Here is a 13,404-nt window from a genome sequence, read left to right as displayed (position 1 = left end):
CCTCTCCCTGAGGGACTCCCTCACCCCCAGCCCCTCTCCCTGAGGGAGAGGGGAGCTAGATAACCCTGGGCAGTGTTGTTGGTCAAACAGACGCCACTTGGGTAGGCTAGCCGTTGGCTAAGGACTCCGTCCCGCTGACGCGAGCGGCGGGATTGAGTTCTTTTGCCGGAGAAGGGGGAGAGGAGAGCAGTTGCTGCTCCACCAGGTGGGCAAACTCCCGCTCGAAGGTCACCAGGGCGCGGTTGGTTTTGCCCCCCAGGTAAAGCCCTGCTTCCGTCTCCAGAGCCCAAACTTGGCTGTAGCTGAAATAGCTCATCACCACCCCCAGCATCAGCAGCCCAAAGCCAAGATAGACAAGAGGGATCCCTGGATCCGATTTCATTTGCAGGCCGGTGGCGCCGATAACCTCATCTAGGTGCAGGGTAAGGGGGTTGGGAAAGCGCTGCGGAGCCACTTCGTCGAGGGCCAGGCTCATGCCCTGGCGCAGGGATCCTACCCACTGGCCCTGGGTGTCGTAGAGCAGGGCCGTCCCCTGCAAATCTGGCAACAACAGCGTCAAGCCCTCGCTTAGATCCGGTCGGGTGGGCACAAAAGCGCCCCAGAGCTTGCTGCCCGCCTGGGTGGGCACCGGCACCACTGGAATTTGGAAGGAGGGGCTGTTGTTGAGGCGGATGCGGATGCTGTCGATGCCCCAGTCGGCTTGGTAGAGGGTCACGCCGCGGTAGGAGAGGGGATGGTTGACAGAGATGGTCTGGCGCTTGACCTCCTGTCCCCCATCCAGAATCGAGAGATCTGAGTAAAACTGCTTTACCCGTCCGTCGGGGGCATAGTCGATCCAGAAGCGGTTAACCCGAATTTGCCAGGTGGGCAGATGAGCCAGATCCCCTGCCCCGGTTACATGTTCAATGGCGGCAACCCCACCGCTGGGGATCAGCTCCTGGGCCTTAAAGCCCCCGATGCTGCCCCAGATGGCCCCCAACAGGATCAGCAGCAGGCTGACGTGCACCAAGATGGGGCCGAACCGTCCGATTAGCCCCTTGCGGGCGTAGAGCCGGGATCCCTCCTCAAACACCGCATAACCCCGTTGGCGCAACCGCTGCGGCAACCCCTCTAGGGAGCGTTGGGGCAGATAGGCCCAAAAGGGCAGCCGCTGGAAGGAGGAAGGACGGGTGAGGTAGCTCCAGCGACGGGCCACCTTGAGCATCGGCCACTGGCGCGTGAAAGAACAGGCGGCCAGGCTGCTGCCAAAGAGGATCAACAGGGCCAGAAACCAAGGGGTGCGATAGACGTGATCCAACCCCAGCTTGAGGATCAGCCGCCAGGTGAGAAAGCCAAACAGGGCCGGATGCTCAGGATAGTGAGCCTGGTAGAAGGCCACCGTTTCCTCTTGCTCGATCACCGTGCCCAGGGCGCTCAAAAGGGCAATCGCCAAGAGAAGGCCGATGGCTAGGCGCAGATCCGCCAGCAGCGGCAGCAGCTCATGGCGACAATACCGCCGCAACAGCGGAAGAGGGTGGATAACCATGGGAAGTTGTTAGCTCAAGACTTGGATGCCGCTCCCAACTGGAGGGCAGCCCCATCTTAGCCTGTAGCGGCAGGGATCCCTCAGGCCCAAGCGGAGAGGATCGTCACGGTACCAAAGCCCACCAACACCACGCCACTGGCATAGGTGAACCAGCCCGACCAGCGCCGCAGGGCCAGCAGTTGCTTGAGCGAGCCGGCAAACACCCCTGCCAACAGCAGCGGCAAGACCAGCCCCAGCGCATAGGCCAGCAGCAACCCGCCCCCCACCCAGGGCTGCCCCGTGGTGGAAACCCAAGCCAGCAAAGCCACCAAAACCGGCGTGCTGCAGGGAGAGGCCACCAGGCCAAAGGTGGATCCCAGCAACACTGCCCGGCCTAACCTGGGCCATTCGCCGGGGATCTCCAACCGGTTGAACCAAGCGGGAAAGCGCAGGGGAATCACCTCCAGCAGGTTGAGCCCCATCAAAATAGCAACTCCCCCCACCACAGTAGGCCAAAAGGATCCCGTCTGTCCGTAAACGCGGCCCAGCAAAGCTGCCCCTAAACCCAGCAGGGTCAGGGTAAAAGCCACCCCAGCCGCAAAACCCAAAGATTGGGCCCAGATGTGCCGACGCACTTTTCCGGCCCCTTCATCAGGGTTGGGGGTGTAGCCGCCGATATAGCCGATGGTTACCGGCAGCATCGATAGCGTGCAGGGGGAAAGACTGGTGAGCAAGCCGGCCAGGCCCACCGCCAGCAGGCTGACGGGAGAGAGGTGCTGCAGTTGACTCTGGACAAGCTGGGTTGCCCATTGTTCCAGGTGGTAGAGCCAAAGCTGGGCCGTACTCGACATAAGCTCAATCCGTCCAACACAAGCCCAAAGTAGCACGAACGTCCCCAACCCCACCGGAGCTGCGCCCGCTACCCTTCCTCATTGCCCAGGTCTTGAGGAACTCTGCGGGGCTGGTTAACCGGGAACTGCTGCCATTCCTGCTGAGTTCGTTGCAGCACCAGCAGCAATTCGTCCCACCTTTCACCCTCGATCAACCGTTCTATCTGTCCCAACTGCGCTCGGTAGCTGCACAGGGTAGTCAGCAGCGCCTGCCGATTGTGGCGGGCCATCTCCAAACCCAATTGCGGGATCCCTCCGCCAACACGGCTGGTATCGCGGAATCCGCTGCTGGCTAGGGTGCGAGCCAAATGCAGAATGGCGGGATCCGCCTCTTGGCTGACGGCTGCGATCAAACCGGCGCTGACCATCACCGGCAAGTGGCTGATCCAGGCCACCGCTTGGTCATGTCGCGCGGGATCGGTGCAAACGGCTTCTGCATCAACAGCAGCCACCAGTTTTTTCATGGCAGCAAGAGCTTGCGGTTGGGTCTTGGCGATGGGAGTGAGCACGTAAGGCCGCCCCCGAAACAAGCCGGCTTCTGCCGCTTGGATCCCTTGTAGGCTTTTGCCGGCCATGGGGTGCCCTCCCACGAACAAAGGCCACAGTTCGGTTGCCGGAGCAACAATGGGCTGCTTAACCGAGCCGACATCGCTCACCACGGTCTCTGCCGATAGATAAGGCACCAAGGCGGCTAGGGTGGCCAACACCTGATCCAAAGGGGTGCAGATCAGCACCACTTGAGGGTCAAAGCGGGCCAACTGGGCCAACTCGGTTCCACAGCCTTGAACAGCGCCCCGTTGCAGAGCCTGTTGGCAGGTGGCCGGGGTGCGGCTCATCCCCCACACGGGATATCCCTTTTCGGTTAGCTTGAGGGCCAGGGATCCGCCGATCAACCCCAACCCGACAATGGCAATGCGCATGGTATGGCCACTTCAAACCAGATCAAGACACTCCCCAAGTGTTCCTCACTCCCACCCTCACCCCCAGCCCCTCTCCCGGAGGGATATCCCTCACCCCCAGCCCCTCTCCCGGAGGGAGAGGGGAGTTAGGGCGGCACCTTCGCGACAGCGTTGCGTCGCAATAACGACGTAACAAACCGTTGCATTGCTATTTGAAATAACCATATCTCGATAGGCTGGCGATCCCCAGTCACGCTAAGTCAACAGGTGCTTTGGTGGCGCCCTTCCTCCTCCTGAAGAACCAACACCTCAGAAGCAAAGGCTCTGGCTGCCCTGTGGAAAAGCATACAGCCTCGGTATGCAGCCGCTAAGATGGAGGGATGAGCTGGGTAGCCCCCACAACTCACCCGGATCTTTCACTTCAGGAGGGGACCGTGCTTCATCGTAGGATCTATCAACTCAGCCGCGAAGGCAAGGATGTGTGGATCTACCTGCGCGATCAGGGACGCTGGCTGGAACGAGCCAAGATCCTCGATATCGAAGGGGATACCATCCTGGTTCGCTACGAAACGGAAGACGAGGAGGAGATCTGCTCTTGGGAGGAGATGATTCGTCTGGAAAGCATTGGGGCTGTTGCCCAGCGCCTTTCCACCATTCCCAAGGGAATGCTTAGCACGTCGGATTTGCTCATCTCGGAAGATTGTCCCCCTGCTGAATTGCTGCATTCGCCACTGTTGCCCGCGGAAGGGGAAGATCATCCCAGCGGCGAGCGCCTCGTCGAGGACTACTACCTGGATCGGGAGACTCCTGCCGAGCTGCCGGTGCGCTCAACTGGGGAAGATCTCAAACGGGTGGATCGTGCCCGGCAGGATGTCGAGGGGCAGCGGGAGAGCAACCACGACTAGAGTGGTTCTCTAGAGTTCAGCTTGTAGAGCTGTGGGGAGGAGGGATCCCATTGGGCAGGGGCGGATGGTCAATGGGCCGTAGAACTCCTCTTGGCACAGCTCTACCTGGGAGCGGGCAGCCATCAGCAGCAATGACCAGAAGACTTGGATGGGGTGAATGGCACCGCTGCTGCCGTTTTGGCAAAAGTGCTGCTGGAGAGCCGCAAAGCTGACCTGGGTCAGGCCCTGCTGCCAAAGTTGAGCCAGCAGCGACTCCAGCTCGGCGGTGGTTTCCAAAAGATTCTCCGGGTGGGCTAGCTGGGTGATGGCTGACAGCGCTTGCTGGCGAGAAACCCGTTGGGATAGGGGCTTTGGGGCAGCTTCGGGCCGGTGCTCCAGCAGGGTTTCCAGCTCTTGCAGGTGGACGATGAGTTCTTTGAGGGTGACAGGCCGGCTACGTTGAAGACGCGGCACCGCCCTGGGTTGCAACACGCCATCCAAGTCCGCCAAAGACCAGCTTGGCAAGGGATCCGCTTCCACATCCGCCGGACTGGGCTCACCCTCGTCTACTTCCGGTTCTGCCAAAGCCATCGCCTTGAGATAGACCAACATGGCAGCATGGAGCAGGGCTTGTCCCGACTCAGACAGGTCATGGCTGCTGCTGGTGGAGGCTATGCGGCTCAGAAAGCGGTCGATAACCTCGATAACCTGGACATCCCAGGGGTCGATCTCGCCGCGTTCTGCCAGATCGATGAGCAGGGCAATTGCCTCTTCGGTCGGTGAGTAGGCCATAGCACCCTACAGCTCCCTGCTCCTTACTGTAGCCCTCAGGCCGGATCCCGGCTATCTCTGACATCTCCGCATCTCTATGGCCGTCCGGCTTTTCGGCTCAACGGCTGACCCTTGGCTCTGGGGTACAAGCCCCGTCCGCCGCAGGCCTTGGTAAGGGGCGGGGCACTCGATCATCCCAGAATCCTCCTGCCTATCGCTATGCGGAAGCAAGCCAGCAGGTCGGGGAGTTGTCAAGCGATCATCGCATAATATAGAATCCTGCTCTAGTCGGATAGCTGCTAAAGTAGTACCTACGGGCGGTTAGCACAGTGGTAGCGCACTTCCTTCACACGGAAGGGGTCACAAGTTCGAATCTTGTACCGCCCATCTCTTCAGTTGCTCTGAAAAGCCAGGGGGTTCATCCCTCTGGATTGGGGCGCGGCCAAGCTCTCCGCTGCCGGACCGGTGGAGAAGAGGAAGCAGGATAGCGTAATGAAAGGGTTGAGGCCATGCAAGGACTCCGTTCCGCCGACGCGAGCAGAAGCATCCGCTCCATACTCCTGGGCTTGTGGATACTGATCCTGCTCGTCTTCCTCGTCCAAAACTGGGGATCCACAGCAGCGGTCGTTGTGGCCGGTCAAGCCGGCGCTGCGATTCCTTTGTCGCTGACGCTGTTGACTGCCTATGGGGTAGGAGTGGGCTTGGGGTTTCTGTATGTGGGCGCTTGGCGGCTGCATGACCGGGTGTTCCAGCGACAGGCAATCCGCAAGTTAAACCAGCTCATCGAGCGAGTGCGCTTCTTGGAAGCGCAGATCATCCCCCCTGACCACTATTTGCCTCAGGATCTGCCGGAGGAGGAGCCGGATCCCCAGGCAGGCCGCTATTCCTATTCCAATATCCCGCCGGAACGCATTCGCGAACCCGGTGAACCTGAGGAGGAAGGCGACGCGGCCACAGCCCCCAACTGGCGGATCGTCCGACGGCCCTATCCTGTCGAGGAGGAAGAGGAATGGGACTCCTAAACTGGTGGCGATCTTCTGCGGCTCCCTTGTCTGAGTCCGACCCTCGACCGGAACCCCAGGGACAGAATAACTATCTGCTGATCGTTCTCGACAGTTGCCGCTTCGACAGCCTGCTGGCTGCCAACCCCAAGCATCTGCTCAAGTTGGGATCCCTGGAAAAGCGCTGGAGCTACGCTTCCTGGACGGCTCCCGCCCATTACAATCTGCTCATGGGCCTGCTGCCCCACACCAGCCCCACCCAGGTCTTTGCTTCCGAACACTACAAGCAGGATTACTTGCGCTACAACGAGCGCCTCGGCACCCGCCAACCGATTGAGTTCAAGCATCTGCTGCCCCACCTCTATTTGCCGACGCTACTGAAGCACCAACTGGGCTATACCACCCACGCCATGGTCTCCCTGCCGGTGCTCAACCCCAGCACCCTGCTCAATCGCGACTTCGATTCCTACCGCCTCATGCCCCAGCACAACGATATGGCGGCCATGGTGGAGCAGTTGCGCTTTGAGCCGGATCGCCCCAGCTTTTACTTGTTAAATGTGGGCGAAACCCACTATCCCTACGCGTTGCCGGATGAGGATCCCGGCCTGTGGCCCCGCATCTCTGGGGTCAATGGCGTGTTAAAGCGCCTGGATGAAGGGGAAGAGACCGGGATCCCCTTTTTCAGCGCTGCCCAGTTGGAGGAGCTGCGCCAACGGCAGATCGAGGCGGTGCGCTACCTGGACGGGGTCTTTGAGCAACTGTTTGACCTAGTTCCCAAAAACACTTACATCACGGTTACCGCCGACCACGGCGAATTGTTCGGGGAAGGGGGCTATTTCGGCCATGGCCCCATCCACCACGAAAAGGTGCTAGAGGTGCCTTTTATTGAGGGAAAAATTCGCTAGGACAACACCCAGCCCCTCTCCCAGAGGCCCAAGCGCTCCGCGCCGCTCACGCGACCACCCCCGGCCCCTCTCCCAGAGGGAGAGGGGAGATGGGGATCGGGGCTAGGTTGCTGCCTGGAAGAGTCGTCTGCGAGAAAGGGGCTAGACCTGCTAGGTCTCTGGCTTGGGCAAGGCGGGATCCCGGCGAGTTTCCCTAAGGCTTTCGCCAAGAGAGGTCAGCTTGCCACCCTCTTCGGCGGCCAAGTCAGCAGAACGGGCGATCTCGTAGAGGCTTTTGACCACGCTAGAGAGGGGAATGGCGATGATCACGCCCAGGATACCCCCCAGTTGCGCCCCCACCAACAGGGCGATCAAGATCCACACCGGGTTGAGGCCAATCAGCTCCCCCATCAGGCGAGGGGCGATGACCCGATCCTTAACCTGCTGCACAATTAGGGAGACCAGCACCACCTTGAGGCTGAGCCAGATATCCTGAAAGGCCAGCAGCACCGCTGCCGCGCCGATGCCGATAAAGCCTCCCACCAGCGGGATCACCTCCAGCAGGCCGATCAACAGGCCAAACAAAAGCCCGAAGGGCACGCGCAAAAAACCAAAAATTGGCACCAGCATCAGGGCCATGATGAACCCCAACACCAACTGGCTGATGAGAAAGTTCTGGAAACTCAGAGCCAGGGCTTCGCCGATGCGCGGCCCCCAGGGCTTGGGAAAGAGGCTGAGCAACCCCTGCCAAAACTGGCCGCCGTAGAGCAGCATGTAGAGGGCCAACACCAGTACCAACACCAAATCGATCACCTGGTTAAAGGTGCCCAGGAGGATGTCCAGGGATTGGCCGGCAATTTTTTCGGCGCTGGCCTGCAGGCGGTTGAGGAGGGTGTTCACCAGCTCTGTCTGGCCGAGGTTGATGTTGCGCTCTGCCGCCCACAGGCTGATTTGATCCAGCCAGCTTTGTAAGGTATCCACCCACTCCGGGATCCGCGCCCCCAACTGCACCACCTGCTTGGCCAGGATGGGCACGATGGCGATCCCTACCAAGGCCAGCAGCACCACCGACAGGGCAAAAACCAGGGTGACCGCCAAACCCCGACTGACCCGATAGCGCCGCAGCACCTGTACCGGATAGTTGAGCAAAAAGGCCAGCACCGCCGCCGTCAGGATGGTGGTGAGCAGATGGCCAAACAGCCGGCCCACCTGTAGGGCCAGCCAGCCGCTAATGACGATCAAAATCCAGGTGAGCAGCAGCCGCTGCAAGGGCGAGAAGCGATTCATGCCAGGGGGATCCCCAAGAGCCTAAAAACCCAGGATGCTATATCCACTATCCACGTAGATCACCTGGCCGGTAATGCCGCTGGCCAGGTCGCTGGCCAAAAAAGCAGCCACATTGCCCACCTCGAGCTGGGTGATATTGCGCCGCAGCGGAGCTTTCTCCTCCACCGCGTGCAGCATGGCATGAAAATCCGAAATCGCCGAAGAAGCCAGGGTGCGAATGGGCCCGGCAGAGATAGCATTCACCCGGATCCCGGCAGGGCCCAGCTCGGCCGCCAGGTAGCGAACACAGGTTTCCAGGCCCGCTTTGGTGACAGCGGCCATGTTGTAGTTGGGCACCACCCGCACTCCCCCCAGATAGGTGAGGGTGAGGATGCTGCTGCCGGCTCTCAAGAGGGGCTTGGCGGCCCGGCAGAGGGCAATCAGGGAGTAGGTGCTCACATCCATGGCCAGGGCAAACCCTTCTCGGGAAATATCGCTAAAGTTGCCGCTCAGCTCTTCTTTTTTAACGAAAGCCAGGCAGTGAACCAAGATATCGACCTGACCCCATTTTTGGGCCACCCCTTGAAACAGATCGTTGATCTGCTGGTCGCTTTGCACATCGCAGGGAAGGAGAAAGTCGGGCTGTAGGGGCTCGGTTAGTTGCTGAACTTTGGTCTTGAAACGATCCCGCTCGTCGGGTAGATAGGTAACCCCCAGGCTGGCCCCCGCTTTGTGCAGTTGCTGGGCAATGCCCCAGGCGATAGAACGCTCGTTGGCAATGCCGGTTACCAAGGCTTTTTTTCCGGTCAGGTCTAGCATAGGGAGAACAAGGAGTAGGGGTGCATTGTTTATCTATCCTCCCACAGAAGAAGGGATCCCTTAGCTGGGCTGATAGGTGGAAGCCACGTGCAGTTCTTTGAGCTGCTTGGGCTCGACGCCGGCAGGGGCGCCGGTGAGCAAACACCTGGCCTGCTGGGTTTTGGGAAAGGCGATGACATCGCGGATGGAATCTTCCCCCGCCAGCAGCATCACCAGCCGGTCTAGGCCGTAGGCGATGCCCCCGTGGGGCGGCGTGCCGTACTCAAAGGCTTCTAGCAAAAAGCCAAACTTGTCCCGCGCCTGCTCAGGGGTGAGGCCGATGGCCTGGAAAACCTGCTCCTGGATCTCCCGCTGGTAGATGCGCAGGGATCCCCCGCCCACTTCCACGCCGTTCCAGACCAGGTCGTAGGCCTGGGCCCGCGCCGTTTTTAGGTCGGCCAAGTCGTCGGGGTGGGGAGCGGTAAAGGGGTGGTGCAGGGCTTCTAGGCGGTTTTCCTCGGCGTTGAACTCAAACATGGGGAAATCGGTGATCCAGAGAAGATTCAAGGCGTTCTCCGGGATCAAGCCCAGCTCCTGCCCCAGGTGCAGCCGCAGGCGGCCCAGCGACTCGTTGACCACGGCAGCCGGCCCTGCCCCAAACAGCAGCAGATCCCCTGGCTTGGCGTTGGTCATCTGCAGCAACTGCTTCTCCTGCTCAGGGCTAAGGCTTTCCTTGAGGGCACCAATGGTATCGAGGCTGCCGGCGCGCACCCGAATGAAGGCCAGGCCGCCCGCCCCGTACTGGGTAACCAGCTTGAACAGATCGCCGCCGGGCTTGATGCGGGTGTTGGAGATCCTCTCGTCGCCGCCGGGCACCGGCAGAGCCTTGATCACTCCCCCCTGCTGCAGGGCTTTGGCGAAGACTTGAAAGCGGGATCCCTGAAACACCCCCGAAACATCCACCAACTCCAGCCCAAAGCGGGTGTCGGGTTTGTCGGAGCCGTAGCGGGCCATAGCCTCGGCGTAGGTCAGCCGCGGGAAGGGACGGGGCAGGTCGATCCCTCTGACGGTTTTGAAGATGTGGCCGATGAGCCGCTCGTTGAGCTCCAGGATTGCCTCCTGATCCAGGAAGCTCATCTCCATGTCCAACTGGGTAAACTCCGGCTGGCGATCCGCCCGCAGATCTTCATCCCGAAAACAGCGGGCAATTTGGTAGTAGCGATCCACGCCAGCCACCATCAGCAACTGCTTAAAAAGCTGGGGCGACTGCGGCAGGGCAAACCACTCGCCGGGGTTGACGCGGCTGGGCACCAAGTAATCTCTGGCACCTTCGGGGGTGGAGCGGGTGAGGATGGGGGTCTCCACCTCGATAAAGCCTTCTTCGTCCTCCAGAAAACGGCGAATGGCCTTGATCACCTGGTGGCGCAGTTGCAGGTTGCGGGACAAGCGCTCCCGCCTCAAGTCCAAGTAGCGGTAGCGCAGGCGGATCTCCTCCCGCACCTCTTCCCCTTCTTCCCCCGAGACACTGAAGGGAAGCTGCTTGCCCACGCGGCTGAGAATTTCCAGCTCTTCTGCGTAGACCTCCACTTCGCCGGTGGCCAGGCGGGGGTTAAAGGAGTCTTCAGGCCGCCGCTGAACCGTTCCCGTTGCCCGTACCACATATTCGTTGCGCACCTGCCCCGCCAGCTCGTAGGAGAGGGGGGTCTTCTGGGGATCCGCCACCAGTTGCACAATGCCGGAGCGATCCCGCAGATCGAGAAAGATCACCCCCCCGTGGTCGCGGCGGCGGTCGATCCAGCCGTAGAGGGTGACACTCTGGCCGATGTGAGCTGGGCGCACTTGGCCACAATAGAGGGAACGGGGCGGGCGACGGATAGCAGCAGGCATGGACGCGGTAAGAAAACAAGGGTCTGAGCCCCTATCATACAAAACTCAGCCCCCCTGCCTCGATTCTGCCCCTCAAGGACAATCAGGGGATCCGCCCAAGGCCCCCACAATCGTGCAGGTGTTGTGGCGCATCATAGCGATGTAGGTTTCGGCACCGCTGCCTGGCTCCCCTAGGGAGTCCGAGTACAGTTCCTGTTCGGCCACCTGGACTCCCGCTTCGGCGGCCACCGTCTGGATGAGAGCGGGGTTAAGGGTGGTCTCGGCAAAAACCGCCGGCACCCCCAGGGCGCGGATCTCCTCCACCAACCGAGCCACCGTCTGGGCGCTGGGCTGTTCCTCGGTGCTGATCCCCAAGAGGGATCCCCCCATCTTCAGGCCGTAGGCTTGGGTGTAGTAGGCAAAGGCAGCGTGGGTGGTCACCAAAACCCGGTTGGCAGGGGGAATGGTCTGAATCTGCTCCGCGATCCAGGCGTGGAGCTCTTCCAGCTCCGCCCGATAGGCGGCAGCATTGGCCTGAAAAAAAGCCGCTTCGCCGGGCACCTGTTTCGCCAGCTCCTGGGCAATGAGCTCCACCATGAGGATGACGTTTTCCACATTGCCCCATACATGGGGATCCGGCGTCGGGATCCCGTCCTCATCGGTGACGATGGGGTCGAGGATCTCGGCCAGGGCAACCCGCCGCGCCCGTTGAGCAGCAGCGTTGACGAGACGAATCAACCCCGCCTCCAAGTTGTAGCCGTTGTAAAACACCAGATCCGCCTGCTCGAGAGCTGCGGCATCTGCCGGTGTCGGCTCATAGACGTGGGGATCCTGTCCCGGCTGCAGCAGGCTGCTGAGCTGGATGCGATCTTGACCCACCTGCTCTACCCAATCGGCAATCAGAGTGGTGGTAGCCACAACGCGGGGACGTGCCACAGCCAAGCTGGCCAGAGATGTCCAACCGCCCATCAGCAGGCCAAGCCCCACCACCAAGCGGCGCAAAGAAAAGATCTTGGTTTTCATAATTGTTTCACTATTTGAGTTTCCCCTTAGGGTACACTGGTCTTGGCGAAAATGAAAGGAAAATGAAAAAGCCAGCGATTGCTCTCCCTCTTCGTCCGGCCTCTCTGGTGGTGCGGGATCTGACGGTGCGCTATGGCAAGTTGCTGGCGTTGGAGCGGATCAGCGCCGAGATCCGGCCAGGGTGCATCACGGGCATCCTGGGCCCCAACGGGGCTGGCAAAAGCAGCTTTCTCAAGGCGCTGCTGGGGTTGGTGCCAAAAGAGGGGGGCGAGGTGCGCTACGGCGGCCAGGCGCTGCGGGGGGAGCAGGTGGCCTATGTGCCGCAGCGGTCGGCCATCGACTGGAGCTTTCCGGCCACGGTGTGGGATGTGGTGCTGATGGGACAGGTGAGAGCTGCCGGCTGGTTGCGCCGCATCGGTCCGCAAGGTCGGGAGCGGGCAGCGCAAGCTCTGGAGCGGGTGGGGATGGGGGCCTATCGGGATCGGCCCATCGGTCGGCTATCAGGGGGACAGCAGCAGCGGGTGTTTTTGGCGCGGGCTCTAGCGCAGGCAGCCGAGATCTACGCCCTGGACGAGCCGCTGGCCGGGATCGACCAGCCCAGCGAGGCCATTGTGTTTCAGGTTTTGCGGGAGTTGGCCGACGCCGGCCATATCGTGATGGTGGTGCACCACGACCTGGGGCAGGCGCTGGCCCACTTTGATGAGGTGCTTCTCCTCAACCGCGTCCTGATTGCCCAGGGATCCCCGCAGCAGGTGCTGCAGCCGCAGGTGTTGCAGCGGGCCTATGGCCGCATCCTGCCCTTGGACTCAGCTGCCTAGGGGGTGAGGGGTGGTATGGAAGGGCTCTGGCACACCCTGGCGGATCCCTTGCGGTTTGCCTTTATGCAGCGGGCTCTGCTGGTGGCGGTGGCCATCGGCGTTCTCTGCGCGGTGGTGGGCAGCTATTTGCTGGTGCAAAGCTTGGCCCTCCTGGGGGATGCCCTCAGCCATTCGCTGCTGCCGGGCCTGGCCATTGCCTACCTGCTGGATCTCAACCTCTTTGTCGGTGCCTTCGTGGCGGGGTTACTGAGCGCCCTGCTCATCCAGTGGATCCGCTCCGCCACCCCCCTCAAGCCCGATGCGGCCATGGGGATCGTCTTTTCTGCTTTTTTTGCCCTAGGGATCCTCTTAATCACGTTAATCCAACGGCGGGCCCGCATCGATCTCAACCACTTCCTCTTCGGCAACCTCCTGGGGGTGAGCGCCGCTGATGTGTTGACAGTGGTGGGCATCACCGTCCTGGTGCTGGGATTGGTGGCCCTCTTTTTTAAGGAGCTGACCTTCTACAGTTTCGATCCCCTGGGGGCCAAGGCAGCCGGCCTGCCTACTGCAGGGTTGGGATGGGGGCTGATGGCGCTCACCTCCCTCACTCTGGTGGCCAGCATGAAGGCGGTGGGGGTGCTGCTGGTGCTGGCCATGCTCATCACGCCAGCAGCAACAGCTTACCTGCTGGCGCCTCGCCTGCACCAGGTAATGCTGCTGGGATCCCTCTTTGGCGTCAGCGCTAGCCTGCTGGGGATGTACGCTAGCTACTACCTCAACGTCGCCTCCGGCCCGGCCATTGTCTTGGTGGCCTCCGT

The 13,404-nt window shown here is 61.1% G+C and carries 13 protein-coding genes, 1 tRNA gene and 1 pseudogene; 6 read left to right on the top strand and 9 right to left on the bottom strand.

Going from position 1 to position 13,404, the window contains the following annotated elements:
• Positions 1–106: 106 nt before the first annotated feature.
• From NW844_RS05735 to NW844_RS05725, 3 genes are all read right to left on the bottom strand, one after another.
• Positions 107–1,525: a cytochrome c biogenesis protein gene (locus tag NW844_RS05735; protein WP_414334238.1), complete on the bottom strand. Its 1,419-nt coding sequence runs from the start codon at positions 1,523–1,525 to the stop codon at positions 107–109.
• Positions 1,526–1,605: 80 nt separating this feature from the next.
• A complete protein-coding gene (locus tag NW844_RS05730; protein ID WP_414334236.1) occupies positions 1,606–2,355 on the bottom strand; it encodes a cytochrome c biogenesis protein CcdA in 750 nt (249 codons plus the stop codon).
• A 68-nt stretch (positions 2,356–2,423) separates the two neighbouring features.
• The gene (locus NW844_RS05725) at positions 2,424–3,314 is read right to left on the bottom strand and encodes a prephenate/arogenate dehydrogenase (RefSeq protein WP_414334234.1); all 891 of its coding nucleotides are present in this window, start codon (positions 3,312–3,314) and stop codon (positions 2,424–2,426) included.
• A gap of 413 nt (positions 3,315–3,727) precedes the next feature.
• Here NW844_RS05725 and NW844_RS05720 point away from each other — a divergent pair.
• A pseudogene (locus tag NW844_RS05720) lies at positions 3,728–4,021 on the top strand (DUF6679 family protein); the annotation flags it as partial.
• Positions 4,022–4,207: 186 nt separating this feature from the next.
• Here NW844_RS05720 and NW844_RS05715 read toward each other — a convergent pair.
• Positions 4,208–4,969, bottom strand: coding sequence for a segregation/condensation protein A (locus tag NW844_RS05715; protein ID WP_414334232.1), 762 nt, complete (start codon positions 4,967–4,969; stop codon positions 4,208–4,210).
• 294 nt (positions 4,970–5,263) lie between these two features.
• On the opposite strand from NW844_RS05715, the gene NW844_RS05710 reads away from it, so the two are divergent.
• Positions 5,264–5,335, top strand: a tRNA-Val gene (locus tag NW844_RS05710).
• Between the two features lie 5 nt (positions 5,336–5,340).
• Here NW844_RS05710 and NW844_RS05705 read toward each other — a convergent pair.
• Positions 5,341–5,589 carry a hypothetical protein gene (locus tag NW844_RS05705; protein WP_414334230.1) on the bottom strand — a complete coding sequence of 83 codons (249 nt, stop codon included), beginning with the start codon at positions 5,587–5,589 and terminating at the stop codon, positions 5,341–5,343.
• Here NW844_RS05705 and NW844_RS05700 point away from each other — a divergent pair.
• Both NW844_RS05700 and NW844_RS05695 read left to right on the top strand, forming a co-directional pair.
• Positions 5,578–5,970: a LapA family protein gene (locus tag NW844_RS05700; protein WP_414334228.1), complete on the top strand. Its 393-nt coding sequence runs from the start codon at positions 5,578–5,580 to the stop codon at positions 5,968–5,970. The genes NW844_RS05705 and NW844_RS05700 overlap by 12 nt on opposite strands.
• A gap of 26 nt (positions 5,971–5,996) precedes the next feature.
• Positions 5,997–6,854 (top strand): sulfatase-like hydrolase/transferase, encoded by an 858-nt coding sequence (locus NW844_RS05695; RefSeq protein ID WP_414334226.1) that lies wholly within the window; start codon positions 5,997–5,999, stop codon positions 6,852–6,854.
• 150 nt (positions 6,855–7,004) lie between these two features.
• Here the strand turns inward: NW844_RS05695 and NW844_RS05690 are convergent, their stop codons facing one another.
• From NW844_RS05690 to NW844_RS05675, 4 genes are all read right to left on the bottom strand, one after another.
• Entirely contained in the window at positions 7,005–8,120 is a 1,116-nt protein-coding gene (locus NW844_RS05690) for an AI-2E family transporter (RefSeq protein WP_414334225.1), read from the bottom strand.
• Positions 8,121–8,141: 21 nt separating this feature from the next.
• Positions 8,142–8,918: an enoyl-ACP reductase FabI gene (fabI, locus tag NW844_RS05685; RefSeq protein WP_414334223.1), complete on the bottom strand. Its 777-nt coding sequence runs from the start codon at positions 8,916–8,918 to the stop codon at positions 8,142–8,144.
• 60 nt (positions 8,919–8,978) lie between these two features.
• Positions 8,979–10,784, bottom strand: a complete 1,806-nt coding sequence (aspS, locus tag NW844_RS05680; RefSeq protein WP_414334221.1) for an aspartate--tRNA ligase — start codon at positions 10,782–10,784, stop codon at positions 8,979–8,981.
• Positions 10,785–10,856: 72 nt separating this feature from the next.
• Positions 10,857–11,786 (bottom strand): metal ABC transporter solute-binding protein, Zn/Mn family, encoded by a 930-nt coding sequence (locus NW844_RS05675; protein WP_414334219.1) that lies wholly within the window; start codon positions 11,784–11,786, stop codon positions 10,857–10,859.
• Between the two features lie 62 nt (positions 11,787–11,848).
• Between NW844_RS05675 and NW844_RS05670 the strand changes: the two genes are divergently transcribed.
• Both NW844_RS05670 and NW844_RS05665 read left to right on the top strand, forming a co-directional pair.
• A complete protein-coding gene (locus NW844_RS05670; protein WP_414334217.1) occupies positions 11,849–12,604 on the top strand; it encodes a metal ABC transporter ATP-binding protein in 756 nt (251 codons plus the stop codon).
• 15 nt (positions 12,605–12,619) lie between these two features.
• The coding region (locus NW844_RS05665; RefSeq protein ID WP_414334215.1) for a metal ABC transporter permease at positions 12,620–13,404 on the top strand (785 nt) is incomplete at its 3' end.

The organism is Synechococcus sp. H55.2 (assembly GCF_047462495.1).
Taxonomy (GTDB): domain Bacteria; phylum Cyanobacteriota; class Cyanobacteriia; order Thermostichales; family Thermostichaceae; genus Thermostichus.
Note: the sequence above shows the minus strand (reverse complement) of the source record. Positions and strands in the feature narration are given on the sequence as shown.

Excerpts from the sequence above, each read along its gene's own strand:
- NW844_RS05735 (WP_414334238.1), bottom strand. The coding sequence starts at position 1,525 with ATGGTTATCCACCCTCTTCCGCTGTTGCGGCGGTATTGTCGCCATGAG.
- NW844_RS05730 (WP_414334236.1), bottom strand. The coding sequence starts at position 2,355 with ATGTCGAGTACGGCCCAGCTTTGGCTCTACCACCTGGAACAATGGGCA.
- NW844_RS05725 (WP_414334234.1), bottom strand. The coding sequence starts at position 3,314 with ATGCGCATTGCCATTGTCGGGTTGGGGTTGATCGGCGGATCCCTGGCC.
- NW844_RS05715 (WP_414334232.1), bottom strand. The coding sequence starts at position 4,969 with ATGGCCTACTCACCGACCGAAGAGGCAATTGCCCTGCTCATCGATCTG.
- NW844_RS05690 (WP_414334225.1), bottom strand. The coding sequence starts at position 8,120 with ATGAATCGCTTCTCGCCCTTGCAGCGGCTGCTGCTCACCTGGATTTTG.
- fabI (WP_414334223.1), bottom strand. The coding sequence starts at position 8,918 with ATGCTAGACCTGACCGGAAAAAAAGCCTTGGTAACCGGCATTGCCAAC.
- aspS (WP_414334221.1), bottom strand. The coding sequence starts at position 10,784 with ATGCCTGCTGCTATCCGTCGCCCGCCCCGTTCCCTCTATTGTGGCCAA.
- NW844_RS05675 (WP_414334219.1), bottom strand. The coding sequence starts at position 11,786 with ATGAAAACCAAGATCTTTTCTTTGCGCCGCTTGGTGGTGGGGCTTGGC.
- NW844_RS05670 (WP_414334217.1), top strand. The coding sequence starts at position 11,849 with ATGAAAAAGCCAGCGATTGCTCTCCCTCTTCGTCCGGCCTCTCTGGTG.